Genomic DNA, 23,482 nt, shown 5'->3' on the forward strand with positions numbered 1-23,482 from the left:
ACAAATGCTTTTCAGAACTGAAATACAACTTGCCGAAAGCAAGCAGAAAATTCAGGCTGAAGATCGTATTTTCAGCATTGGAAGTTGTTTCGCTACAGAAATGGCTTCCATTTTTGCTTCCGGACAGTTACAAACCATCAATAATCCTTTCGGGACAATATTCCATCCTGTAGCAGTAAATAATGCTCTAAAAAGGATTTATGAAGGGCGAGAATATACTGAAGAGGATTTCATCTACCATCAGGGAAAATACATCAGCCTGGATCATCATACGAGTTTTGATGATCAGTATCTTCATAAAAGTCTTGACAGAATTAACCAATCATTAAATGAAGCTGTCGAGTTCTTAAGAGAAGCCAAATGGATTATTATTACCTATGGAACATCCTGGGTATATGAATTTACAGAACAAAACAGAATTGTGGCCAATTGCCATAAAATACCTCAGAAACATTTTACAAAAAGACTTTTGTCCCACTTGGAAATTACTGATGCTATTTCGGAAACGATTAACATGCTAAAGGACATTTCCTCTGAAAAATTACAGGTACTATTTACCATTAGCCCTGTAAGGCATGTTAAAGATGGTATTATAGAAAATCAGCGAAGTAAATCTTTACTGATTAATGCAGTTCATGAATTGGTAGAAGTATCAGACTATTGTGAATATTTGCCAATTTATGAAATTTTGATGGATGACCTCAGAGATTACAGGTTTTATAAAGAAGACTTGATACACCCAAACAATCAGGCTATACAATACATCTGGGAAAAGTTTTCGAAAGCTTATATTACACCAGAAACTCTTGACTTTATGAGAGAGAATCTGAAAATAAACCAGGCGCTTCAGCACCGTCCTATTCAGCATAATTCTGAAGAATATATTATTTTTAAGGAAAAACTGAAGGAACGGATTGCCCAGCAACAGCAGAAAGTACATCACAATATTTTCCGTGATGTAAGAATTTAAAATTCTACACTGCATATTCAGACACAAACAACCTTTTTACAACAAACAATTTTTAACAATAAAATGATTGATACTCACACCCACCTATATTCCGAACAATTTGATGAAGATAGAGATGAAGCTATTAAACGGGCTAAAGAAGCTGGTGTTGAAAAGTTTTATCTTCCTGCCGTAGATTCAGAAACTCATGAAAAAATGCTGGAACTGGAAGCCCAATATCCAAATGAAATTTTTGCGATGATGGGCCTGCATCCTTGCAGTGTACAGCCTGAAACCTGGGAAAAAGAGCTTGCTTTGGTAAAAAAATATCTGGATAAAAGACCATTCTGCGCTATAGGAGAAATTGGAATAGATCTTTACTGGGACAAATCTACATTGGATATTCAGGTAAAAGCATTTGAGCAGCAAATTGATTGGGCAATTGAAATGGATTTACCAATCGTAATCCATACAAGAGAAAGCTTCAACGAAACTTTTGAAGTTTTAGAAAGAAAGAAGCATCCAAAATTAAGAGGTATATTCCATTGTTTTTCCGGAAACCTGGATCAGGCACAGCATGCTATAGACTTAGGATTTGTATTAGGAATAGGCGGTGTTGTCACTTTTAAAAACGGAAAAATAGATCAGTTCTTAAATGAAATTCCACTGGACAAAATTGTCCTGGAAACCGACTCTCCATATCTGGCACCTGTTCCCCATCGCGGTAAGAGAAACGAAAGTGCATATACAGCCTTGGTTCTTGGAAAACTTGTAGATCTTTATAAGAAGGACTATAAAGAGATTGAGACTATAACCAATCAGAATGCACTGAATATTTTCGGGATGAAATAGATTAGACAAATTTTATAAAACATAAACGTCGCATATAATAATATGTGGCGTTTTTTATTTAAAATAACACAAGAAAATTTTAATAATAAACCATAAAGACCACAAAATAATTCTAAATATAAGTAAAATATAATTTTAAAAATTAAAAATGATTATAAATTTAAATCATTTAACTAATTTGAAGCTACAATAATAAATAAAATCAATAATACACATCATACAATTTTAACATAAAAATATAATTACTAATTAAAAAAACACAAGATGAAAAATTTTAAAAAACTTTCAAGAGCAGATTTGAAAAAGGTCTCTGGTAAAGGATTGGCCTGTACCTATAGTATACAAGACAGGAATGGAAATTGGACAACTTTTTCAGGCGAATGCAGATCATGGCCAGGCAGTGAATATGCATATTGTGACATTGGTGTTGGCAGTGGTCCATTACGCGTAACTTCAAACGGAGGAAAATCTCGTTGTTAAACAAATTACAAAACATGAAATTAAATATCATCTACTTTATTCTCTTTCTATTGTGTATTGTATCCTGCTCTCGAGACAGACAAACTGTGATTGAAGGTAATATTCCGAATCTACCCGACGGCACTATATATCTATATAAAGACTGGGCAGGTAATAAAATTGATAGTACAAGGTCAAAAAATGGGGTATTTAGCTTTACATATAAATGGGGTAAGTCCGGTGAACCAGTCTATTTAGGTATAGATCATAAAGATGACAAAGGTATTTCCAGGCTTTTCAGCTTCCCTACACATGCAAAATACAGAGGTTCTGGCTGGAGTACATCAACCTTTCTTTCCGATCCTGCTATATCAATAAAAGGAAATATCAAAGATTTTACACCAAAAGAGCCTATATTTCCTGAGAAGGTCAAATTAGTTGAAGGTCCCCCAATTATCACAGGCAGGCAAACTGAAGCATACTATAATACAGATGGTGATTTCTTTGACAATGTAAAATCTAACAAAACTAATGTTATTAAAGAAAAGATAAAACAATATCCATATTCTTATCATCTTCTATACAAACTGATCCAGTATAAAAATAATTATAATCCTGATGAGGTTAAAAGTTTTATGGAATCTTTCAAAGGTGATATTACCAAAAGTGGTACTTATAAAAAGCTTGAAGATTACAATCAGAAACGTTTTAATAAAAAGGATGTTATATTACCACTATTAGAGGATGAGAATGGTAATCAATTAAAAGTTATAGATACTAAGTATAAAAAGCATCTTATTATATTCTGGGCAAGCTGGTGCGGCCCATGCAGAACAGAAATTCCTTTATTAAAAAAAGTACATAGTAGAGTTGATGCTTCTACCGAATTTGTATCGATCTCAATAGACAACAATAAGAATGCATGGAAAAAAGCATTAAAAGATGAAAAAATGGAATGGAAACAGCTGATTGTAAATAGTAGTTCTCCATCTTACGAATCTTTTCAGATACTTTTAAAACTAAACAATGCTATTCCGTATACAGTATTAGTAGATAATAATCTAAAAATACTAGTATCTTCAACCGGCTTATCTTCTGAAGAAGAATTAAAGAAATTAATAGATACTAAATAATATTTTAGAGGCTATTATAAATAAAGCAGCTCTGTAAATTACAGAGCTGCCATTATTCTATTTAAAAAAACTATTTCTTTTTCCCTCTAAAGAAAGGTTTCTTAGAAGACTTTACATTTCTTTTATTGCTGTTATTATTATGTCCAGCATTTGAAGGTCTTGCTCCGGAAGAAACTGGTTTGTTATTGGAATCTCTTTTCTGTTCTACCAGATTATCGGTATGGAAAGGATGCTCTTTGTTTACAAAAATTTTCTTTCCGATTAGCTTTTCTGTATTTCTCAGATTCACTAAATCTAAACCGTCAACAAATGAGAATGAAGTCCCTGAAGCTCCTGCTCTACCTGTTCTTCCGATACGGTGAACATAAGTTTCCGCTACATCCGACAGTTCGAAGTTTACAACATATTTCAGGTTATCAATATCAATTCCTCTTGCTGCAATATCAGTAGCTACCAGAATTCTGGTTTTTCCACTCTTGAAGTTATTCAGTGCATTTTGTCTTGCATTCTGAGATTTGTTGCCATGGATGGCTTCAGCAGAAATTTTAGACTGACTAAGTTTCTTCGCAATTTTATCAGCTCCATGCTTTGTACGGGAGAAAACAATAACAGGGGATAAACTTTGATCCTGTAGAAGATGAATAAGAAGATTAATCTTATCGTCTTTATCTACGAAGAAAACAGATTGATCAATAGTATCTGCTGTAGAAGAAACAGGTGCTACTTCTACTTTTACAGGATTTACCAGTATTTCGGAAGCTAGTTTTTGTATTTCTTTGGGCATTGTTGCAGAAAGGAAAAGATTTTGTCTTTTCTCCGGCAGATGCTTTAAGATACGTTTTACATCGTGAACAAAACCCATATCGAGCATTCTGTCCGCTTCATCCAGAACAAAAATATCCAGATTCTTCAGCGTAATAATTCCCTGACTTATAAAGTCTAACAAACGTCCCGGAGTTGCTACAAGTATATCTACTCCTCTTTTTAGCTTTTCTTCCTGAGCACCTTGTTTTACTCCACCAAAGATCACCATTGTTTTCAAGGGTAAATGTCTTCCGTAAGCTTCGAAGTTTTCTTCTATTTGTATTGCCAGCTCTCTTGTAGGCGTTAATATCAATGCTTTTATAACACCTTTACGGTGTTTATTTTCGCTTCTTTCTGTAAGAAGCTGTAAGATAGGAATAGCAAAAGCGGCCGTTTTTCCGGTACCTGTTTGTGCACATCCTAATAGATCTTTCCCGGCAAGAATTTTCGGTATTGCCTGCTCCTGAATAGAGGTCGGAGTCTTGTAACCTTCTTCCTGCAATGCTTTGGAAATAGGTTCTATTAATTTTAAATCGTCGAAAGTCAAATATATAATTTTAAATCTTTAATGTAAACGGAAATAGACAACGATTATCCGTGCAGCATTTTCCAAATGGCATCCTTCAATTCCATCAATCCTTCTCCGGTAACTCCTGAGAAAAATAATGGTTGACGATTTTCCGGAAATTCGGCTGCAATTTCTGTTTTTAATTCTTCATCCAGTAAGTCTGATTTGGAAATAGAGATTAAGAAATCTTTATCCAAAAGCTCCGGATTGTATTCTTTCAATTCATTTTCAAGGATCTTAAATTCCTGAAAATGATCTTCTGAATCAGCAGGGATAAGGAATAAAAGAATAGAGTTTCTCTCTATGTGTCTTAAAAAACGATGTCCTAAACCTTTTCCTTCTGCAGCTCCCTCGATAATACCGGGGATATCTGCCATTACAAAAGATTTATAATTTCGGTAATTAACAATCCCCAAATTGGGTGTCAATGTAGTAAAGGCGTAGTTTGCAATCTTTGGTTTTGCTGCAGATACAGCAGATAAAAGAGTAGATTTCCCTGCATTTGGAAAGCCCACTAATCCTACGTCTGCCAATACTTTTAGTTCGAATACAACGAAGCCTTCCTCTCCCGGAAGCCCTGGTTGTGCATATCTTGGTGTTTGGTTGGTTGCAGATTTGAAATGCTCGTTTCCTAATCCACCTTTTCCACCTTTCATCAGAACAATTTCCTGTCCGTCTTCAAGAATTTCGCCCATTACCTCGCCTTCTTCATTCTTTGCAATTGTACCGATAGGAACTTCAATATAAATATCTTCTCCATCGGCACCTGTAAGCTGACTTTTCCCACCGTTTTCACCACGCTGTGCTTTTACATGTCGTGTATAACGAAGGGGTAATAATGTCCATTCATTGGCATTTCCTTTCATAATTACGTGTCCTCCACGTCCTCCGTCTCCCCCGTCAGGACCTCCTTTCGGGATATATTTTTCTCTGCGGAGATGGGCCGAACCTGCGCCTCCGTGACCTGATTGACAATGAATTTTTACGTAATCTACAAAATTGGACATATACTTAGTTCTTGGTTTACAGTTATAGCTTACAGTTGATACAATCAACCGTAAACCAGCAACTGACAGCTATTTTATTTTATCTACCTCAGCAAAAAGCTTATTCGAAATTTCTTCAATTTCTCCTACACCATTTACCTCGATATATTTACCTTGTTTTTTATACAATTCTGCAACTTCCGCAGTTTTAGTATAATATTCTTTGATACGGTGGCGAATAATATCTTCATTGCTATCATCCGTTCTTCCGCTTGTTTCACCTCTCTTTAGTAATCTTTCTACCAGGATCTCATCATCTACTATTAAAGAAAGACAAACATCGATAGGGTGATTTAATTCCTCTTCTACAATTTGTTCCAGAGCTTCAGTCTGTGCAGCAGTTCTTGGAAAACCATCGAAGATAAATCCTGCAGCATCTGTAGGCTTCTTTAGCTCGTCAATAAGCATATCAATGGTTACCTGATCCGGCACTAATTCGCCTTTGTCAATATATGACTTTGCCAGCTTTCCAAGCTCCGTGTCGTTTTTCATGTTGAAACGGAATAAATCTCCTGTGGAAACCTGTTTCAGGTTGTATTTTTTTATTAAGTTCTGAGCTTGTGTACCTTTTCCACTCCCTGGAGGGCCAAATAATACAAGATTAATCATTTTACTTTTTTATTTAGATTCTTTATTACTTATCATTAATTTTCCCATCCTCCAAATGGTAAAGATCCTTCAGGTTTCTTCCGAGTTCATCGTAATCTAGTCCGTAACCTAATACAAACTTGTTTGGAATCTCTTTCCCGATGTAATCAATTTTAAATTGTTTGGTATAAACTTCTGGCTTTAAAAGAAGGCTTGCCAGCTTTACAGATTTTGGTCTTTGTGTATTTTTAAAGTATTCGAACAGGGCTTCAATAGTATTTCCTGTATCTACGATATCTTCAACAAGAATAATATGACGATCTTTAATATCTTTTGTCAGATCCATTTTCTTGTATACAATACCTGTAGACTGTGTCCCGGCATAAGAGCTTACCTGAAGAAATGCAATCTCACAATTTCCCGGATAATGTTTCATTAAATCAGAGAAAAACATGAATACTCCGTTAAGTACTCCAACAAAGACTGGTACTTCGTCTTTATAATCTTCGTAAATTTTAAGAGCTACATCTTTAACAATTTCTTGTAATTCTTCGTCCTTCAGATAGGGTACGAATGTTTTGTCGTGAACCTTTATTTTTTCCATAAGTTTCAAAACGCAAAGATACGTTTTTTCATTTTTTTTCCTCCCTTTTTTACCATGAAAAGCATTTCATATAAATATATTGAAAACTTAACACACCCGTAATCAGGTAATAATCAGTGATTTCATAATTTAGAAAAATTTAATTTTAATTTATGAAAAGCTTCTTTTTTGCAGGAATTCTCTGCATGGCTGCACAGCTAAATTGTGCGCAATCTTTTGATAAACAGGCTCACAGAGGCGGAAAATCGCTATATCCTGAAAATACGATACCTGCTATGAAAAATGCCCTAAAAATGGGAATAACAACGTTGGAAATGGATTTAGCGATTACCAAAGACAGAAAAGTTATCCTTTCTCATGACTCTTTTCTTTCTCCGGAACTGGTTACAAAACCTAACGGCCAATATATCCCCAGAGACTCCGGTTTTTATTACAAAATCTATGATATGCCTTATGCAAAGATCCAGACTTATGATGTAGGTATGAAAAAACTTGAACGCTATCCGGATCAGAAGAAAATGAAAGTACAGAAGCCTTTATTTTCTGCAGTAATAGATTCTTGTGAAAGCTACGCCCGTGAATTAAAAAGACCACTACCCTTTTATAATATAGAAACCAAAACACGTCCGTTCTCTGATAATATATTCCATCCCGAGCCAAAAGAATTTACCGATCTTATGATGAAAATCATTCTGGAAAAAGGCATCCAGAACAGAGTTATCATTCAGTCTTTTGATCCCAGAACTTTAGAAATTATCCATAAAAAATATCCTAAAATAATGACGGCTCTACTTGTAGAAAAAGTAGATGATAAAAAAATTGCTCAGCAGCGGGCTAACTTTCAGAATATTCCTGTAGAAAAGTTCAAGCAATATCCCAACCACCTGAATGGTGTAAAAGGAGATATGAAGTTTCTAAGCTTTACTCCTACTATTTACAGCCCGGATCAAAGTCTTGTAACTCCCGAGCTTGTAAAGGAATGTCATGCGCTAGGAATGAAAGTAATTCCATGGACTGTAAATTCAAAAGATAGATTACTGGAAATGCAAAAAATGGGTATAGACGGCCTCATTAGTGATGACCCTAGGATTTTTGAATAAAATCAACTTATTGAAAATATAATAAAACCCCAATACTAATCGGGGTTTTATTATTCTAATCAAAAATAGATTACATAGTTTTCAGGAGGCTATATTGTCCAAATAAATAACTATTAATTTACTTCCAACCTCCGCCTAAGCTTTTGTAGATATCTACAACTGTGCTTAGTTGCTGTTGCTTTGCATCGATTAGTTCCAGCTTGGCATCTAATGCATCTCTCTGATTTAGTAAAACCTCCAGATAATCTGCACGCGAGTTTTTAAATAACTGATTTGCAATCCCCGTAGCTTCTTCTAATGCATGGTTTTCCTGAGATTTAAGTTTATAAAACTCATCAATATTCTTAACCTTAGACATTAGATTAGCAACGTCCAAATAAGCATTCAGAATAGTTTTATCATATTCGTACAATGCCTGAATTTGTTTTGCATCTGCTGCCTGGAAGTTTGCCTTAATAGCACTTTTATTGATAAGCGGTCCTGCCAGTTCTCCTACCAAATTATAGGCAATAGATTCCGGCATTTTCACTAAATAAGAAGGCTTAAATGCTTCCAAACCTAATGCTGCTGAAATATTCAGCGAAGGATAAAACTCTTTTCTGGCAGCCTGCACATCTAGCTTTGCAGCTTTTAATTCTAATTCAGCCTGCTTAATATCCGGACGGTTTGCCAGTAGTTGTGACGGAATTCCGGTATATACAGTTTGAGGAATGGTTGACATAAAGCTCTCTTTCGTTCTCACAATAGCTTGCGGATACCTTCCTAAAAGTGCATTTATCTCATTTTCTTTCTCTGTTATATTCTGACGGATCGTATACTCCGAAGCTTTGGATTTTGCTAACTCAGCTTCAAACTTTTTTACAGCAAGTTCAGTTGTTGCGGATGCTTGTTTCTGAATTTTTGAAATCTCCAAAGCACGCTCCTGAAGCTTAATATATTCTCTGGTAATATCTAACTGATTGTCCAGCGCCAGTAATTCATAATAACTGTCTGCTACTTCTTCTATAAGACTGGAAAGAACAAAGTTCTTTCCTTCTACTGTAGAAAGATAATGTGCAATTGCAGATTCCTTTTCTGTTCTTAGTTTTTTCCAGATATCGACTTCCCAACTTGCGGTAATACCACCTGCAAAGTTCCCCAGCGGATCCGGCATTTTTCTTCCTGGCTCTATATCTGTTGTAGCATCACCTGCGCCTTCACTTGTATAACGTCCTGCTTTTTTCAGTCCCGCATTTACACCCGCAGAAACTGTCGGATTTAGCATTCCTTTTTTAGCCAATACACCGCTTTTAGCAATTTCTATCTGCTGAAGTGTAATTAACAAATCCTGGTTATTCTTTAAGGCAGTTTCAATAAGGCTTACCAAATTCGGATCAGTAAAGAACTGTCTCCATGGAGTTGTACCACTATTGTTACCAGAGTCTTCTGTTTCTTGTTGATTGAAATTCTGAGGCAGGTTATTTTTCACCTCATCTTTTACTACTGTTACCATTGGCGCTTTACAGCTTGCTAAAACCAGCGATACAGCAATGGCACTAATAATACTTTTAGTCTTCAAATTTTCCATCGTGTTGATAAGGTTCTGTTTGTTCGGTTAATGGATTTTCTTCTTCATATTTTGCCAGTTTCGATTTATCTGCAATCGTACCGAAAATATAGTACAGGCCAGGAATAATCATCAATCCGAAGATTGTTCCGATTAGCATTCCTCCGGCTGCAGCCGTACCAATAGTACGGTTTCCTATTGCCCCTGGTCCTGTTGCTATTACCAGCGGAATTAATCCGGCAATAAATGCAAATGAAGTCATCAGAATCGGACGGAAACGAATAGCAGCCCCCTGAATTGCCGCCTGTACCACAGGAATCCCTTCCTCAGCTCTTTTCTGTACAGCAAATTCTACAATCAGTACGGCATTCTTTCCTAAAAGACCGATAAGCATTACCATGGCTACCTGCGCATATATATTATTCTCTAGTCCCATAAGTTTCAGACACAGAAAAGCTCCGAAAATACCTACAGGTAATGAAAGAATAACCGGTAAAGGAAGAATAAAACTTTCATATTGTGCAGAAAGGATCAGATATACAAAGCCCAGACATACCAAAAATACAAATATAGCTTCATTTCCTCTGCTTACCTCATCCTTGGAAATACCTGCCCAGTCAATACCAAAACCTCTTGGCAATGTTTTATCAGCAACTTCCTGTATGGCTTTAATAGCTTGTCCGCTACTGTATCCAGGTGCCGGTGTTCCGCTCACCTCTGCAGAGTTGTACATATTATGTCTCGTGATCTCCGATAATCCGTATACTTTTTCCAGTTTCATGAAATCTGAATAAGGAACCATCTGATCTTTATCATTTTTAACATATAGCTTCAACAGATCACTTGGCAAAGCGCGATATTGAGGCCCTGCCTGAACAATTACCTTATAAGGCCTGTCGAAACGTATAAAACTGGTTTCGTAATTAGAACCAATTAAGGTAGAAAGGTTATCCATTGCTTTTTCAATCGTCACTCCTTTTTGTTCAGCAAGATCATTATCTACCCTTAGCATATACTGTGGGAAACTTGCTGAATAAAATGTAAATGCAGAACCCAGTTCCGGACGCTTTTTCAGTTCCTTTACAAAGTCATTACTTACCTGCTCCATTTTATGATAGTCACCACTTCCGGCTTTATCCAGCAAACGAAGTTCAAAACCTCCGGCAGCACCATATCCTGGTACCGAAGGTGGCTGGAAGAATTCGATATTGGCACCCGGAATATTTTTAGCTTTTTCTTCCAGTTTCTCTACAATCTCTGCGGCAGATTCTGTACGTTCATCCCAACTTTTCAGGTTTATAAGACAAGTTCCTGAATTGGATCCCGTTCCTTCTGTCAGGATTTCATAGCCGGCAAGTGAGGAAACAGACTGTACACCATCAATATCTTCCGACTCTTTCAGAAGCTCCCTTGCCACCTGATTTGTTCTCTCCAATGTAGATCCTGGCGGTGTTTGTATAATAGCATAAATCATCCCCTGGTCTTCACTCGGAATAAAACCTGACGGAAGTGAGTTACTTAAGAAATAAGTACATGCACAAAAAGCTACTAAAATTGGCAGCGTAATCATTTTTTTAGTAACCGTCTTATTAAGGGTCTTTTCATATTTCCCGGCTCCTCTTGTAAATATATTGTTGAATTTATCCAAGAAGGTTGTAACAGGAGTTTTCTTTTTTTCTTTTCCGTGGTTATTTTTCAGGATGAGTGCACATAATGCAGGAGTAAGCGTTAAAGCTACAATCCCTGAAAGGATAATAGAAGAAGCCATTGTAATAGAGAACTGACGGTAAAATACACCTACAGGTCCGGACATAAATGCAATCGGAATAAACACGGCTGCCATAACTAGCGTAATGGCAATAATAGCCCCGCTTATTTCATGCATTGCTTCTTCAGTTGCTTTTAATGGGGAAAGATTCTTTTCTTCCATCTTAGCGTGTACGGCTTCTATAACTACGATAGCATCATCGACCACAACCCCGATTGCCATTACAAGGGCAAAAAGAGAAATCATATTCAGTGTAATACCAAAGGCCGACATTACGGCAAATGTTCCGATAAGTGAAACCGGAACGGCCAGTGCCGGAATCAGTGTTGAACGCCAATCTCCAAGAAAAAGGAATACAACAATTGCAACCAGTATAAATGCTTCGAATAAAGTATGTATAACTTTTTCCATAGAAGCATCCAGGAATCTGGAAACGTCATAGCTGATGTCATAATGCATTCCTTTTGGGAAGTTATTCTTTTCAAGATCTTTCATCAATGCTTTTACATTCTTAATAACGTCACTTGCATTGGATCCGTAAGATTGCTTTACAGTAATTGCGGCAGATGGTTTTCCGTTTAGTGTAGAATAAATATCGTACATGGAACTTCCGAATTCTATATCAGCCACATCTTTCAGTCTTACAGATTCTCCATCTGGTTTTGCCTTTAGAATAATGTTTCCGTAATCTTTTTCATTGTTAAAACGACCCGAATATTTTAATATATACTCAAATGACTGAGAGCGTTTTCCGGAGCTTTCCCCAGTTTTACCGGGAGATGCTTCTAAGCTCTGTTCATTTAACGATTCCATTACTTCATCAGCCGATATATTATAAGCCGTTAACCTATCTGGTTTAAGCCAGATACGCATGGCATATTCACGGGTTCCTAAGATATCGGCAAAACCTACACCGCCAATCCTTCTTAATTCAGACATTACGTTGATATCTGCATAGTTGAAAAGGAATTTCTGATCTGCTTTCGGATCATCGCTATACAGGTTAATATACATCAACATGTTAGGCTCCTCACGGGTAATCTTTACACCCTCACGCACTACTAATGGCGGAAGTTTGTTCACCACGGAAGATACACGATTCTGTACATTTACAGCGGCAACATTGGGATCCGTACCTAGATCAAATACAAGTTGAATGGAAGCTTCCCCGTCATTTCCTGCATCTGAGGTCATATATTTCATACCCGGAACTCCATTTAATCCTCTTTCCAAAGGAATTACTACGGATTTAATCAGCAATTCGTTATTAGCTCCCGGATACTCTGCAGTAATATTAACTTTGGGCGGAGAAATAGAAGGGAACTGTGTCACCGGAAGTTTCACAAGTGACAGTATCCCTAAAAATACAATAATCAATGAGATTACAATAGACAGAACGGGTCTGCGAATGAATTTCTTAAACATACTTCTTCATTTTAGAGCTCCTACTCTGCTTTTAATTTCAATGATTTAATTACTTTCACCGGATCCTGGAATTTCACTTTCAGTTTCTGATCGTCTTTTACTTTCTGGACACCTTCTAACAGGATTTTATCTCCGGCAGAAATTCCGGATCCTATGATATATAGGTCAGGGAGTTCATATAATACTTTTATATTTCTTGACTTGGCTACACCATTTTTATCAATCACAAAAACATATTTCTGATCCTGAATTTCATAAGTAGATTTTTGAGGGATAATCAAAGCATTATGAACGGGCATTGTCATCTGAACTTTTCCTGTTTCCCCATTTCTCAGAAGTTTATTTGGATTAAGGAATTTTGCACGGAAAGCAATATTTCCGGTTTCATTATTAAATTCTCCTTCAATAGTCTGTATTTCGCCTTTCTCAGGAAAAACTTCACCATTGGCCATGATCAGATTCACCAATTGGCTTCCTCTGTCACCTGCGTGTGTCTGGTATGTCAAGTACTCTGGCTCGGATACATTGAAGTAAGTATAAATACTTGTATTATCAGATAAAGAGGTTAAAAGATCTCCTTCATTGATAAGGCTTCCTAATTTCAGCGGAAGTCTGTTTATTATACCAGAAAACGATGCTTTAACATCTGTAAACGACAAATGAATCTGAGCTAACTTCACTTCAGCATTGGCAGCATCCAGTTTGGCTTTTGCCATTGCTCTTTCATTTTTGGAAACGATATTATTATTAGCTAGCGTACTTGCATTCTGCAGTTCAATCGTTGCCTGCTGAGCTTCTGCTTTTGCTTTTAGTAATTCAGCATGATAAACCTGAGGCATAATTCTGAACAGAGTTTGTCCTGCATGCACATACTGTCCTTCATCTACATAAATCTTCTCTAGAAATCCTTTTTCCTGAGCCCGGACTTCAATATTTTTCACTGACTGGATCTGTGCAACATATTCTTTGTTAATTACTGTATCCTTTACTACAGGAGAAGTTACAGGATAAATAACAGTTTCTTCTTTTTCTTCTTTTTTCTTATTACAGCCAATGGCCAACAGGAGTATGCTTAGTGCAATGCCTGAGGTAACTCTTTTCATCATAATTTTCAGAGTTTATAAATCGTTAATGTTTTAAACGGGAATAAAATGGTAATAGCGAATGTTATAAAGTGTTCATTACCAAAAACACATTACAATAATGTTTCCTGCTTTTAATAAAAACAGAAAGCAAACGGAAAAAGAATGTCTAAATTCTGATAGAACGAATCAGAATGAATTTTTTAATTGTAGAAAAGTTTACAACAAAGTTGTACGCGGTGAGATTTCGCCGCTCGTAGCGCAGTAGCCCTAATAGACATACAAAACTAAATACACTAGCCAGTACTATGACAGTCTGGAAGTCTACTGAGAATTGAAAGTCATTTTCGCTAAGTTCTAAAGGACTATTATTCCCTGAGTCATCAGAAGACTGTTGAATTGAAAATTTTTCGTAAGTCTGATTCAGGTGATTTACCTTTTTGGGAAAATGGTGATGAGAATGTGCTAGTTTGCAGTTTTGAAATGTTCTTACGTGAAGCTTACTCTCCACTACAAAGAGTAAAAATAGCCCTGTCAGTAAAAACACTAAAAAGTTTCTCATTTTAAAGCCGCAAATGTACACCTAGATTTATAAATAACCAACACAGATTAACAAAGTTTAACTCTTGATATAAAAAATGCAAATTCTAATCAATTATTGTATAACAAAAGAACATTTCATAATTATTTAAGTCTCCAACTAAGTATTGTTTCCCCTGTCATTGAATATTTTTGTTCTGTTCGTTTCAGAAACATGAATAAAAAATAAAATAATAAATTCTATCAAGTTACTAGGATATATAAAAAGAATATTTATATTTGCATCAGAAATAATTGTGACAACAAATTCAAAGCATATAAAAATGAACAAAACTATCATCAGATATAATAATAAGTCCACAATGATAATGTGTCTTTGTATGGCAATGCCATGTCCGGTTGTATCAGGTGATTAAACAGATATCAAAATAAACAGATAAACAGATATACAAAAATCCACTGATACGCTCGGCGGATTTTTTTATTAATAAACAGTAATTAAAACTGAAAATCAGTGATCAAAATAAAAAACATATCTAAAACATTTCAACATAAAAAAAAGCATTTTAAAGCCCTTGATAATATAAGTCTGGAAGTTGAACAGGGAGATATTACTGGAATTATAGGCTTTTCGGGAGCAGGAAAAAGTACACTTATACGTTGTATAAACCTCCTGGAAAAACCAGATGAAGGAGAGGTGATTGTAAACGGAATCAATTTATTAAAGCTAAGTTCTAAACAACTGGCAGAGCAGAGAAAAAAGATAGGAATGATTTTTCAGCACTTCAATCTTCTCTCTTCCAGAACAGTTTTTGATAATGTTGCATTGCCACTTGAACTGGATCATGTAAGCAAAACAGAAATCAACAGAAAAGTAAATGAACTTCTGAAAATAGTGGGACTGGAGGATAAAGCAAATGATTATCCCAAAAGTCTTTCCGGCGGGCAAAAACAACGAGTGGCCATTGCAAGAGCACTAGCAAACGATCCATTCCTACTGTTATGTGATGAAGCGACAAGTTCCCTTGACCCTGCAACTACACAGTCTATTCTGCAACTACTACAGGATATTAATAAACGATTGGGGATTACTATTTTACTGATCACTCATGAAATGGAAGTTATAAAATCAATATGCAATCATGTTGCCGTAATAGACAAAGGAAAATTAGTTACCAAAGGCACTCTGGATGAAATAATATCTGATAAAGAACACCCTATCATAAAACAATTTATAACAGTTAAAACAATGAATATACCGCAATCAATAAGTAAAAGATTACAGGAAGAAGCTGCAGCGGGATTGTTCCCGTTAATAGAAATTGAACTGAACGGTAATATACCGTTCGAAGAATTATTGTCAGTCGTTTACAGCGACTACAAAATTCCGTATAAACTCATCACTGCTGATGTTGAATATATGGGAAAAGCAAATTTCGGAAAAATGTTATTACACCTTCAGGGCAATAATGAGGAAAATACAAAAGCTATCCAGTTTTTCAATCAGAATAATATTCAAAACACCATAAAAGGATATGTTTGATCAGATTACGCTCTCATTACTCCTAAAAGGGCTTTGGGAAACCATTTTCATGACGATAGTTTCAGGATTTTTTGGATTTCTGCTAGGCTTACCTTTAGGTATAGTACTATTCCTTACCCGAAAAGGGCAATTGCTTGAAAACAGTTTTTATAATCGTTTTCTCTCTGTTTTGGTTAATGTATTCCGGTCTATTCCCTTTATTATACTTATTGTCTGGATGATTCCTTTTACAAGGGTACTGGTGGGGACTTCTATTGGAATCTGGGCTGCTCTGGTTCCTTTAAGTATTGGTTGTGCTCCGTTTATTGCAAGACTGGTGGAAAACAGCCTTCTGGAGGTTCCAAATGGACTTATCGAAACAGCGAGAGCTCTTGGTGCAAGTCCGCAGCAAATTATCAGCAAGGTTTTACTTCCAGAGGCATTGCCTTCATTAATTAACAATGCTACAATTACACTGATCACATTAGTAGGCTATTCTGCAATGGGAGGAGCCGTAGGTGCCGGAGGACTGGGACAAGTTGGATATCAGTATGGATATATAGGCTATAATGCGACTATCATGAATACAGTGTTGCTATTGCTTATAGCTCTGGTATTCGTTATCCAGTTTACAGGAGACAGACTTTCTAAAAAATTCAATCATAGATAAAATCAAGAGAATGAAAAGATTTACACTTCTAAGTTTAATTACTATAGCTTTATTATTTTTATATTCCTGCACAAGCTCTAAAAAAGACAATCCTAATTATATTAAGATAGGGATTGCTTCCGGTCCGGAAAGAGATCTGGCTGAGGCTGCGAAGAAAGAAGCAAAAGAGAAATACAATCTGGATGTAGAACTGGTTTCTTTCACAGAATATGTACTTCCGAACGAAGCCTTAAATAATGGTGATCTTGATGCAAATGCGTTTCAGCATGTTCCATATCTAACTGAGCAATCTAAACAACGAGGTTATAAATTGGCTGTTGTAGGGAAAACCTTTGTATTTCCTATCGTAGCATATTCTAAAAAAATAAAAAATATCGCTGAGCTGCAAAACGGTAGTACTGTTGTTATCCCAAATGATCCAACTAATGGCGGACGTTCACTATTACTACTACAAAAAAACGGACTGCTAAAACTGAAGGATAACGTTGGATTATTACCAAAAGTAACCGATATTACTGAAAATCCGAAGCAATTAAAAATTGTAGAGATAGAAGCACCACAACTTCCAAGAGTATTGGATGATAAAGATGTTACAATAGCCGTAATAAATAACAATTTTGCAGCGCAGGCAGGATTGGATCCGGATAAAAACGGACTACTGAAGGAAGATAAGGAATCTGCTTATATGAACGTAATCGTTGCAAGAGAGGATAATAAAGACTCGGAAAAAGTAAAAAACTTTGTAAAAGCATATCAGTCTAAAGCCGTAGAACAAGCTGCTGAAAAAGCATTTAAAGGCGGAGCTATAAAAGGCTGGTAACAACATACTATATCTATAAACTGCTTTTTTGTATAATCAGTTAGTTTATAATATAATGTTTTATTTATTTGGTGAAAGAAAGGTCAGAAGAATTCTTCTGACCTTTCGATTTTTACATTTTGGTAACCTTTACAGGATTTATAGATTTATTAGCAAACTGCTCTAAGTATTTCACCCAACTTTCATTATTGGTAATCAGCCCTGCCTTACTCCATACAGCGCCACTGTAAAATGTGAACTTCTGATTATTCTTTAGTATAGCCTTTTCCCCTAAATGTTTCAGGGTATTCTGAATCTTTACTTTAGAACCCGGGAAGATTACAGCTGTTCCAACAATACCATCTTTAGAATCTTCCGGCCAGTAAGCGGCAATATGCTTGGTATCGTCCACCGTCTTTTCACCTTTGCCATCCCAGTGTACAAGACCTGCAAACACAGGAAGTGTGGACTGTCCACTAAATGTATATGTAACCTCAACCTTATTGAGTTGAGATCCGGCATCAAGGCTTACTTTTTTTACTGCTGCAATTTTATATCCATCTACATTTACTTCCGGATACTCTAACTGAAAAGTAAACCTAAGCGGTCCTTTCTCTGTTATCTTATAGCTCTGATAATTTCCTAAATAGGTAAATTTATCCCCGATAAATGGTAATATATCTCCTGCTCCAAGAGAGCTTCCAACATGGAAAAAATCTAATCCGTCACCATTATCTTTATGATAATTGTTTAGTTTATACCATTCGTCTAATATTAGTCTATTGGTGCGTTTAGACCAGGCATCCATCCCCCATGCATTCTGATTAGGGACTTTCTCCAGAGACTTACCATACATACGGAAAGCAATTTTATCATTTTCCCATGCAAAATCGTCATATCTTTCCGGAACAAAGCGCCCGTAAACTTTAGCTTCGTTCCGAGACGGAGTCCCTTCTGTGAAGATTATCTGTTTTTTTTCATTAGGTCTAAAGTCTGTCTGTAATAAGAGTTTCCCGTCCGACAGCCACTGATATGGAATTTCAGTCTGATTGCTTTTAACAACAAATGTTTTATTCTTTATTCCTGCTACTGTAGCCGCAGAAACTTCAACGGACTGTTGCTTTCTTTCAACCGTAAGTCCATTGGCTAATTGTAACTTTAGCAACGGCTTTGTCTGTGCAAAAGTAAGCGCTCCTGCAAAGCCTATTGTCAATAATGTGAATGATTTCATTTTATAATCTGCAAAGTTCTACAAATACCAGTCTTTATAACGCTTCAAAGCTTCAAGGAAGTAATAATCTGCATATACCAAAGGAACATCTATTTCTGATTTTAATGGTAATGCTCCAGTGCTATGCATAAGCAGGAAACCTCCGTTTTCACCAAGCTTAGCTCTGTAAGCAGGGCTGGAAAGGTTAATTAATATCTGCTCGGCATTATCAATATATTTTTTACGTTCTTTTCCTTTTGTATACTGTCCCAATTCCAGAAAAGCAGATGCCATAAGCGCTGCCGCAGAAGCATCGCGTGGTGCATTCGGAATATCCGGTGCATTAAAATCCCAATATGGAATTTTATCTTTTGGCAAATTCGGATTTGTCAGAATGAAATTGGCAATTTTGTTGGCAAAATCCAGATACTTTGGATCTTTAGTAAAGCGATACATCATCGTATAACCATATAATCCCCAAGATTGTCCACGAGACCATGCTGACTCATCAGAATATCCCTGCCATGTTTTTTTCTTTATAACCTCACCTGTATTCAGATCATAATCCAGTACATGATAAGAGCTGTAATCCGGGCGATAGTGATTTTTCATTGTCGTATTGGAATGCGTAACCGCTATTTCTTGGTATTTTTTATCACCTCCGTTTTGGCTTACCCAATTCAGCATTTCAAGATTCATCATATTATCAATAATAACAGGGCAATCGAATCTTGCATTTTTATTCCAGGACTGGATTGCATGGATAGAAGGTCTGTAACGGGTAGATAGTGCCTCTGCAGAATTAAAGATAACTTTTTTGTATTCGGGATTTTTGGTAATTCTGTATGCATTGCCAAAGCTACAATACATCATAAAGCCTAAATCATGGTTTCCTGTAAAAGTCTGATTGGGTTCAATAATTTTCAGAACTCTTTCCGCTTCCTTCAGCATTACAGGATCCTTAGTCTCCTCGTATACATAAAGCAAAGATCCCGGATAAAACCCAGTACACCACCAAGTTCTTTCATAGTTCACCACTTTACCACTTTTAGCATCGTAAGTTTGTGGAACTTTGTCATCGGGAAGTCCTTTCATAAGGTATTTGAATTGTTGGTCCGCAAATTTAAAATTTTCAGTTACCAACTTGCCCATTTGCGCCTTTCGTGACTGTGCGCCAAGGCCAAATGCCATTATGGCAAAAGCCATAATTGTCGTTTTTTTAAGAATCATGCGTTATCGTTTTTAGTTTGACGCAATTTACTTAAAATTTTGAAATACTCTTAAAGAAATCTCGGTTTAAATATTTATCCAATGAAACAATCTTCATGTAATGGTTGGCAATAGCTATTAATATAAGTACTACTGCAGGTTTATAGAAAAGATTCAGCAGGTTAGATCCTGTATTAGGCAATAGAATTACCATGGAAACAACCAGGAAGCACAACACCACAGCATATAACATTTCTATAGAAAAAGGATGTACTTTGAACTTCCGGAAATTGAAAACGATTTTAGCAACATTATACAAGGCTAAAGAAATGGTTGTAGCCAATGCTACTCCCGAAAGCCCCATATTGGTATATTTAAGAAAATAAAAATTAAGACTTATATTGATTACCGCCAAAAATAACGTTACTACAATATTGTAGCGGTAGTATTTGGACATGGATATAATCTGTCCGTTAAAACCTGTTGCAAGATCAAACATCAATCCTATCCCGGTAATCCACAAAACAGGCTCTGCAGCGCGTAGTTCAAAACCATTTTTAATTAAATGCGTAAGATAAGGGTAGCCTACCAAAACGCAGGAAAATAATACCAATCCCAAAAACAATAAAGACAGGGATGTTTTCTGATGGAATACATTCAGCTCTTCCATTTCATTATTTTCCAAATGTTTATTGATCATAGGTGCTGAGATATTATACAGCCCCATCTGAGGAATGGTAAGAACTGAAGTAACAGCAATCACAATCCCATATACTCCGTTATCTTTAAAGTCCATATAACTGGATATCATAACACTGGAAATGCGCAGAGAAAGATAGTTTCCAATATTACCAAGGAATCCGTAAAATCCATAGTTGAGTACTTCTTTCCAGAAATTATCTTTTTTAATATAATCTACTGAGAAGTCCGGTTTGAATTTCTCAAGTTTATTCAGGTATATATGATAGCCTATAAGTGCCAAAACAAACATACTTAAAAAGAAAATCATTGAAGGTTTCTCCGGTACCCCCATGAAGAAGAACAAAACAAAAGCCCCAAGGTTCGCTATCTTAGGAAAAATATTCTCAAAAATATTGGGTACAACAATTCTTTTATAGTTCGATATATACTTATTATAGATCTGACTAACCGCCAGAATCAAAATCATCGGAATAATAATAACTTTATATCTCCAGAATTTCTCAAACAGTTCCCAGTTTTTTAGATCCGGTCTTATCATATTGACCAGAAATAGAAACAAAGTAAACAATACAAAATTCAAAAGTACCATCAAAAGAGACAGACTAAGCAAGTTTTGCTGTTTTCCTTCTTTCTTGGTATGTAAAAAGAATTTTACATTGGCATAGGATAAACCAAATACAATAAACGGAAGTACTATTTCTGCTGCTGATAAAATATACCGAAGCTTTCCGTAATAATCCATATCAAGTGGAAAAACGAAAACAGCAGAAAGGGTTCCCAACAGAAAACCTAAATATCCAACTATAGAGTACTTAAAACTCTGTCTTGCTACAACACTCATTATTTAGGCAGGAAAATTATATTGTTAATATACCGCTGCTTGTCCTTTTCATTATATTCACTTTGCTGCATACATACATTCTCAGTTAAGGGTACCAGTTCAAAACCGGTACGATCAAGATAGTGGGCATTGTATCCGTAACGTTCAAAATAACGGATATAATCCCAAATAGGTCTTTTATGATGTCTTTGTTCGATTTCTATCATTAGTACCGGCTTCAGACGAAGGATTGTGTCTATCATTCCGGCAACAGTATAGGTTTCGTTTCCTTCAACGTCTATTTTTATAAAATCTATACGATCAATTACATTTTTCTCAGCCCAGTCATCCAACCTCTTTACCATTACCGTTGTGGTAATCGTTTTTTCCTCACCATTCTCTTTCAATTCAGTTTGCAATGTTCCGCGCGCAGCATTGCTGTGCCCTTTTATTACAGGTATCTTGAATTGTGCTTTTGTATTTTTATTAGAAAGCGCATATGATGAAATATTCACTTTTGGGAAAAGCCTTTTCAGGCGTTTGAAAAGTAAAGGATTGGGTTCGAATGCGTAAATATTCTCTGGTTTCAAATGTCCTTCCAGAGTATAAATATAAGTACCTACATTGGCTCCTACATCAAAGAAAACGGCATCTTTCGGAAGAAATTCTTTTATCCATATCAGCTCCGGCTCTACGCCTCTTTCCAGAACATTCTGGAGACTGATATTATTCAGTTTCTTAAAAAACCTTTGTTTGTAATACGAAGGCGAGAGATACATCAAATTTTCTGCTAGTCGGCTGTACAAACTCATTTTAAGAAATATTTAACAAATATAGCAGAATTCGTTTTTATTTTCAAATTCTTGATAAAAGTTTTGGAAAAAATCAAAGATTGCTCAGCAAATATTCCAGCTTCCTGCGGACAAGATTTATTTCAAAACTATCGAAGTCGTAGTGTTTGTTCTTAATTTCGGAGATTTGTCTCTCGATATCTCTTTTTTCTTTAAAAATAAAGGAATAGCTGGCAGAATAGCTTTTCGGGAAAATGGCAGGTTTTGCATACTTAATTGCATCACCTATATTGCCGGACATCTTTGTCTTTCCATAGATTTCCGGAATACCAAAGAATTTGGTTTCTTTTTGTATTGGACACCACAATACTTCTGCAGCCTGCATCTTCTGTTCAAACTCTTCATTAGAAACTCTGGAATCGTAATATTCAATATTAACATGATCCGGCAGGTTCTGCGATATTTTGTTAAGTTTATCCAGCTCTCTTCCTTCTGCCTTTCCTAAAAAACTAAACGTATAGTTTTCGCGGAAGTATTTTATTTTATTAAAAATTCTTTTGTAATTACGTCTTCGCTGGTCTACATTTCCAGGGATAACAACCCTGTTAGAAAGCACTTTTTGACCTACATCTTTTGTATACAACAGCGGCAACCATCTTAATTCATACGGGTATTGTAACTCGTCAATATTTTCATCCAGAATAAATAACGATTTCGCTTCGCTGTAAAGTTTGTCCTTTTTCATCAAACCTTCTTTCAGCCATAATTTTATTCTGAACGAACGGTCCTGTTTGAATATACTTCTGAAAATATCGGATTTGGGAGCTTTAATAAAATTGAGATTGTGCGCTATAATGAAAGTTGGATAATTTCTTGCGACCTCTTCAAAAACATTGAAATAGCGATGTGCTGTTCCTATAATTACTGCATCAAATTTCCGTCCGTCTAATTCTTTCAAGAGTGTTGCTGCTTCTGCATGGATCACATGGCTTCCTTTCTCATTTATCCTGTCCAGTATTTTTCGGGAAAAGAAATATTCTACATGTAAATATTGGGAATCTCTTGTAAGCTCTATAAAATTAATGGCAAGTTCTGCGTGGGTATCCAGTTCAATATAGGCAATGTTCTTCAATAGTATTAGTTTAATAGACAAAATTAAGAAATTGCTTTATTTAATAGCATTATTTTTTTCAGGATATTTATCATTTCCTGAGATATACTTATCTATTTTTTAAAATCTAAACGCCTGTAGATATATTTTTATTTATCTTTATTCGAAATAACCATAGACTTCA

Annotated in this window: 21 protein-coding genes; 8 read left to right on the forward strand and 13 right to left on the reverse strand. The window is 35.9% G+C overall.

Annotated elements, in window-relative coordinates; all coding sequences use genetic code 11:
* Positions 1-4: 4 nt before the first annotated feature.
* The 4 genes from C8J95_RS11375 to C8J95_RS11385 all read left to right on the forward strand — a co-directional run bounded on the left by C8J95_RS11375 (position 5) and on the right by C8J95_RS11385 (position 3,393).
* Positions 5-970, forward strand: a complete 966-nt coding sequence (locus tag C8J95_RS11375; RefSeq protein ID WP_107808442.1) for a GSCFA domain-containing protein — start codon at positions 5-7, stop codon at positions 968-970.
* 63 nt (positions 971-1,033) lie between these two features.
* On the forward strand, positions 1,034-1,801 hold the full coding sequence (locus C8J95_RS11380; protein WP_107808443.1) for a TatD family hydrolase: 768 nt from the start codon (positions 1,034-1,036) through the stop codon (positions 1,799-1,801).
* A 297-nt stretch (positions 1,802-2,098) separates the two neighbouring features.
* Positions 2,099-2,281, forward strand: coding sequence for a hypothetical protein (locus C8J95_RS18605; protein ID WP_146165455.1), 183 nt, complete (start codon positions 2,099-2,101; stop codon positions 2,279-2,281).
* A gap of 14 nt (positions 2,282-2,295) precedes the next feature.
* Positions 2,296-3,393 carry a TlpA disulfide reductase family protein gene (locus C8J95_RS11385; RefSeq protein ID WP_107808444.1) on the forward strand — a complete coding sequence of 366 codons (1,098 nt, stop codon included), beginning with the start codon at positions 2,296-2,298 and terminating at the stop codon, positions 3,391-3,393.
* A 70-nt stretch (positions 3,394-3,463) separates the two neighbouring features.
* On the opposite strand, the gene C8J95_RS11390 is transcribed toward C8J95_RS11385, so the two are convergent.
* From C8J95_RS11390 to hpt, 4 genes are all read right to left on the reverse strand, one after another.
* A complete protein-coding gene (locus tag C8J95_RS11390; protein WP_107808445.1) occupies positions 3,464-4,744 on the reverse strand; it encodes a DEAD/DEAH box helicase in 1,281 nt (426 codons plus the stop codon).
* A 44-nt stretch (positions 4,745-4,788) separates the two neighbouring features.
* Positions 4,789-5,772 (reverse strand): GTPase ObgE, encoded by a 984-nt coding sequence (obgE, locus tag C8J95_RS11395; protein ID WP_107808446.1) that lies wholly within the window; start codon positions 5,770-5,772, stop codon positions 4,789-4,791.
* A 69-nt stretch (positions 5,773-5,841) separates the two neighbouring features.
* A complete protein-coding gene (locus tag C8J95_RS11400) occupies positions 5,842-6,420 on the reverse strand; it encodes an adenylate kinase (protein WP_107808447.1) in 579 nt (192 codons plus the stop codon).
* A gap of 25 nt (positions 6,421-6,445) precedes the next feature.
* Positions 6,446-7,003, reverse strand: a complete 558-nt coding sequence (gene hpt / locus C8J95_RS11405) for a hypoxanthine phosphoribosyltransferase (RefSeq protein WP_009085071.1) — start codon at positions 7,001-7,003, stop codon at positions 6,446-6,448.
* Between the two features lie 152 nt (positions 7,004-7,155).
* Here hpt and C8J95_RS11410 point away from each other — a divergent pair, with 152 nt between their 5' ends.
* Positions 7,156-8,103, forward strand: coding sequence for a glycerophosphodiester phosphodiesterase family protein (locus C8J95_RS11410; RefSeq protein ID WP_107808448.1), 948 nt, complete (start codon positions 7,156-7,158; stop codon positions 8,101-8,103).
* A gap of 118 nt (positions 8,104-8,221) precedes the next feature.
* On the opposite strand, the gene C8J95_RS11415 is transcribed toward C8J95_RS11410, so the two are convergent.
* The 4 genes from C8J95_RS11415 to C8J95_RS11430 form a co-directional block, all read right to left on the reverse strand.
* The gene (locus C8J95_RS11415) at positions 8,222-9,670 is read right to left on the reverse strand and encodes a TolC family protein (protein ID WP_185124599.1); all 1,449 of its coding nucleotides are present in this window, start codon (positions 9,668-9,670) and stop codon (positions 8,222-8,224) included.
* On the reverse strand, positions 9,651-12,842 hold the full coding sequence (locus C8J95_RS11420; protein ID WP_107808450.1) for an efflux RND transporter permease subunit: 3,192 nt from the start codon (positions 12,840-12,842) through the stop codon (positions 9,651-9,653). The genes C8J95_RS11415 and C8J95_RS11420 overlap by 20 nt, the downstream gene beginning before the upstream one ends.
* A gap of 20 nt (positions 12,843-12,862) precedes the next feature.
* On the reverse strand, positions 12,863-13,945 hold the full coding sequence (locus tag C8J95_RS11425) for an efflux RND transporter periplasmic adaptor subunit (RefSeq protein ID WP_107808451.1): 1,083 nt from the start codon (positions 13,943-13,945) through the stop codon (positions 12,863-12,865).
* A 148-nt stretch (positions 13,946-14,093) separates the two neighbouring features.
* Positions 14,094-14,486, reverse strand: a complete 393-nt coding sequence (locus tag C8J95_RS11430; RefSeq protein WP_107808452.1) for a hypothetical protein — start codon at positions 14,484-14,486, stop codon at positions 14,094-14,096.
* 492 nt (positions 14,487-14,978) lie between these two features.
* On the opposite strand from C8J95_RS11430, the gene C8J95_RS11435 reads away from it, so the two are divergent.
* Genes C8J95_RS11435 through metQ form a run of 3 tightly spaced genes read left to right on the forward strand, consistent with a single transcriptional unit; the run spans position 14,979 to position 17,476 of the window.
* On the forward strand, positions 14,979-16,007 hold the full coding sequence (locus tag C8J95_RS11435) for a methionine ABC transporter ATP-binding protein (protein ID WP_107808453.1): 1,029 nt from the start codon (positions 14,979-14,981) through the stop codon (positions 16,005-16,007).
* Positions 16,000-16,656, forward strand: a complete 657-nt coding sequence (metI, locus tag C8J95_RS11440; protein WP_059324535.1) for a methionine ABC transporter permease MetI — start codon at positions 16,000-16,002, stop codon at positions 16,654-16,656. Before C8J95_RS11435 ends, metI begins: the two co-directional genes overlap by 8 nt.
* Positions 16,657-16,666: 10 nt before the next feature.
* Positions 16,667-17,476 (forward strand): methionine ABC transporter substrate-binding lipoprotein MetQ, encoded by an 810-nt coding sequence (metQ, locus tag C8J95_RS11445; protein ID WP_107808454.1) that lies wholly within the window; start codon positions 16,667-16,669, stop codon positions 17,474-17,476.
* A gap of 112 nt (positions 17,477-17,588) precedes the next feature.
* On the opposite strand, the gene C8J95_RS11450 is transcribed toward metQ, so the two are convergent.
* From C8J95_RS11450 to C8J95_RS11470, 5 genes are all read right to left on the reverse strand, one after another.
* Positions 17,589-18,686, reverse strand: a complete 1,098-nt coding sequence (locus C8J95_RS11450; protein WP_107808455.1) for a DUF4861 family protein — start codon at positions 18,684-18,686, stop codon at positions 17,589-17,591.
* 18 nt (positions 18,687-18,704) lie between these two features.
* On the reverse strand, positions 18,705-19,895 hold the full coding sequence (locus tag C8J95_RS11455; protein ID WP_107808456.1) for a glycoside hydrolase family 88 protein: 1,191 nt from the start codon (positions 19,893-19,895) through the stop codon (positions 18,705-18,707).
* A 31-nt stretch (positions 19,896-19,926) separates the two neighbouring features.
* Complete coding sequence (locus C8J95_RS11460; protein WP_107808457.1) at positions 19,927-21,417, reverse strand: lipopolysaccharide biosynthesis protein; 1,491 nt, start codon at positions 21,415-21,417, stop codon at positions 19,927-19,929.
* Entirely contained in the window at positions 21,417-22,208 is a 792-nt protein-coding gene (locus C8J95_RS11465; RefSeq protein WP_185124600.1) for an FkbM family methyltransferase, read from the reverse strand. The genes C8J95_RS11460 and C8J95_RS11465 overlap by 1 nt, the downstream gene beginning before the upstream one ends.
* Before the next feature lie 73 nt (positions 22,209-22,281).
* Complete coding sequence (locus C8J95_RS11470; protein WP_107808458.1) at positions 22,282-23,319, reverse strand: hypothetical protein; 1,038 nt, start codon at positions 23,317-23,319, stop codon at positions 22,282-22,284.
* Positions 23,320-23,482: the final 163 nt, after the last annotated feature.

Source organism: Elizabethkingia sp. YR214 (assembly GCF_003058195.1).
Classification (GTDB): domain Bacteria; phylum Bacteroidota; class Bacteroidia; order Flavobacteriales; family Weeksellaceae; genus Elizabethkingia.

Bases quoted from the DNA above. Each gene is read 5' to 3' on its own strand.
- C8J95_RS11375 (WP_107808442.1), top strand. From the start codon at position 5: ATGCTTTTCAGAACTGAAATACAACTTGCCGAAAGCAAGCAGAAAATT.
- C8J95_RS11380 (WP_107808443.1), top strand. From the start codon at position 1,034: ATGATTGATACTCACACCCACCTATATTCCGAACAATTTGATGAAGAT.
- C8J95_RS11385 (WP_107808444.1), top strand. From the start codon at position 2,296: ATGAAATTAAATATCATCTACTTTATTCTCTTTCTATTGTGTATTGTA.
- obgE (WP_107808446.1), bottom strand. From the start codon at position 5,772: ATGTCCAATTTTGTAGATTACGTAAAAATTCATTGTCAATCAGGTCAC.
- C8J95_RS11400 (WP_107808447.1), bottom strand. From the start codon at position 6,420: ATGATTAATCTTGTATTATTTGGCCCTCCAGGGAGTGGAAAAGGTACA.
- hpt (WP_009085071.1), bottom strand. From the start codon at position 7,003: ATGGAAAAAATAAAGGTTCACGACAAAACATTCGTACCCTATCTGAAG.
- C8J95_RS11410 (WP_107808448.1), top strand. From the start codon at position 7,156: ATGAAAAGCTTCTTTTTTGCAGGAATTCTCTGCATGGCTGCACAGCTA.
- C8J95_RS11415 (WP_185124599.1), bottom strand. From the start codon at position 9,670: ATGGAAAATTTGAAGACTAAAAGTATTATTAGTGCCATTGCTGTATCG.
- C8J95_RS11420 (WP_107808450.1), bottom strand. From the start codon at position 12,842: ATGTTTAAGAAATTCATTCGCAGACCCGTTCTGTCTATTGTAATCTCA.
- C8J95_RS11425 (WP_107808451.1), bottom strand. From the start codon at position 13,945: ATGAAAAGAGTTACCTCAGGCATTGCACTAAGCATACTCCTGTTGGCC.
- C8J95_RS11430 (WP_107808452.1), bottom strand. From the start codon at position 14,486: ATGAGAAACTTTTTAGTGTTTTTACTGACAGGGCTATTTTTACTCTTT.
- metI (WP_059324535.1), top strand. From the start codon at position 16,000: ATGTTTGATCAGATTACGCTCTCATTACTCCTAAAAGGGCTTTGGGAA.
- metQ (WP_107808454.1), top strand. From the start codon at position 16,667: ATGAAAAGATTTACACTTCTAAGTTTAATTACTATAGCTTTATTATTT.
- C8J95_RS11450 (WP_107808455.1), bottom strand. From the start codon at position 18,686: ATGAAATCATTCACATTATTGACAATAGGCTTTGCAGGAGCGCTTACT.
- C8J95_RS11455 (WP_107808456.1), bottom strand. From the start codon at position 19,895: ATGATTCTTAAAAAAACGACAATTATGGCTTTTGCCATAATGGCATTT.
- C8J95_RS11460 (WP_107808457.1), bottom strand. From the start codon at position 21,417: ATGAGTGTTGTAGCAAGACAGAGTTTTAAGTACTCTATAGTTGGATAT.
- C8J95_RS11465 (WP_185124600.1), bottom strand. From the start codon at position 22,208: ATGAGTTTGTACAGCCGACTAGCAGAAAATTTGATGTATCTCTCGCCT.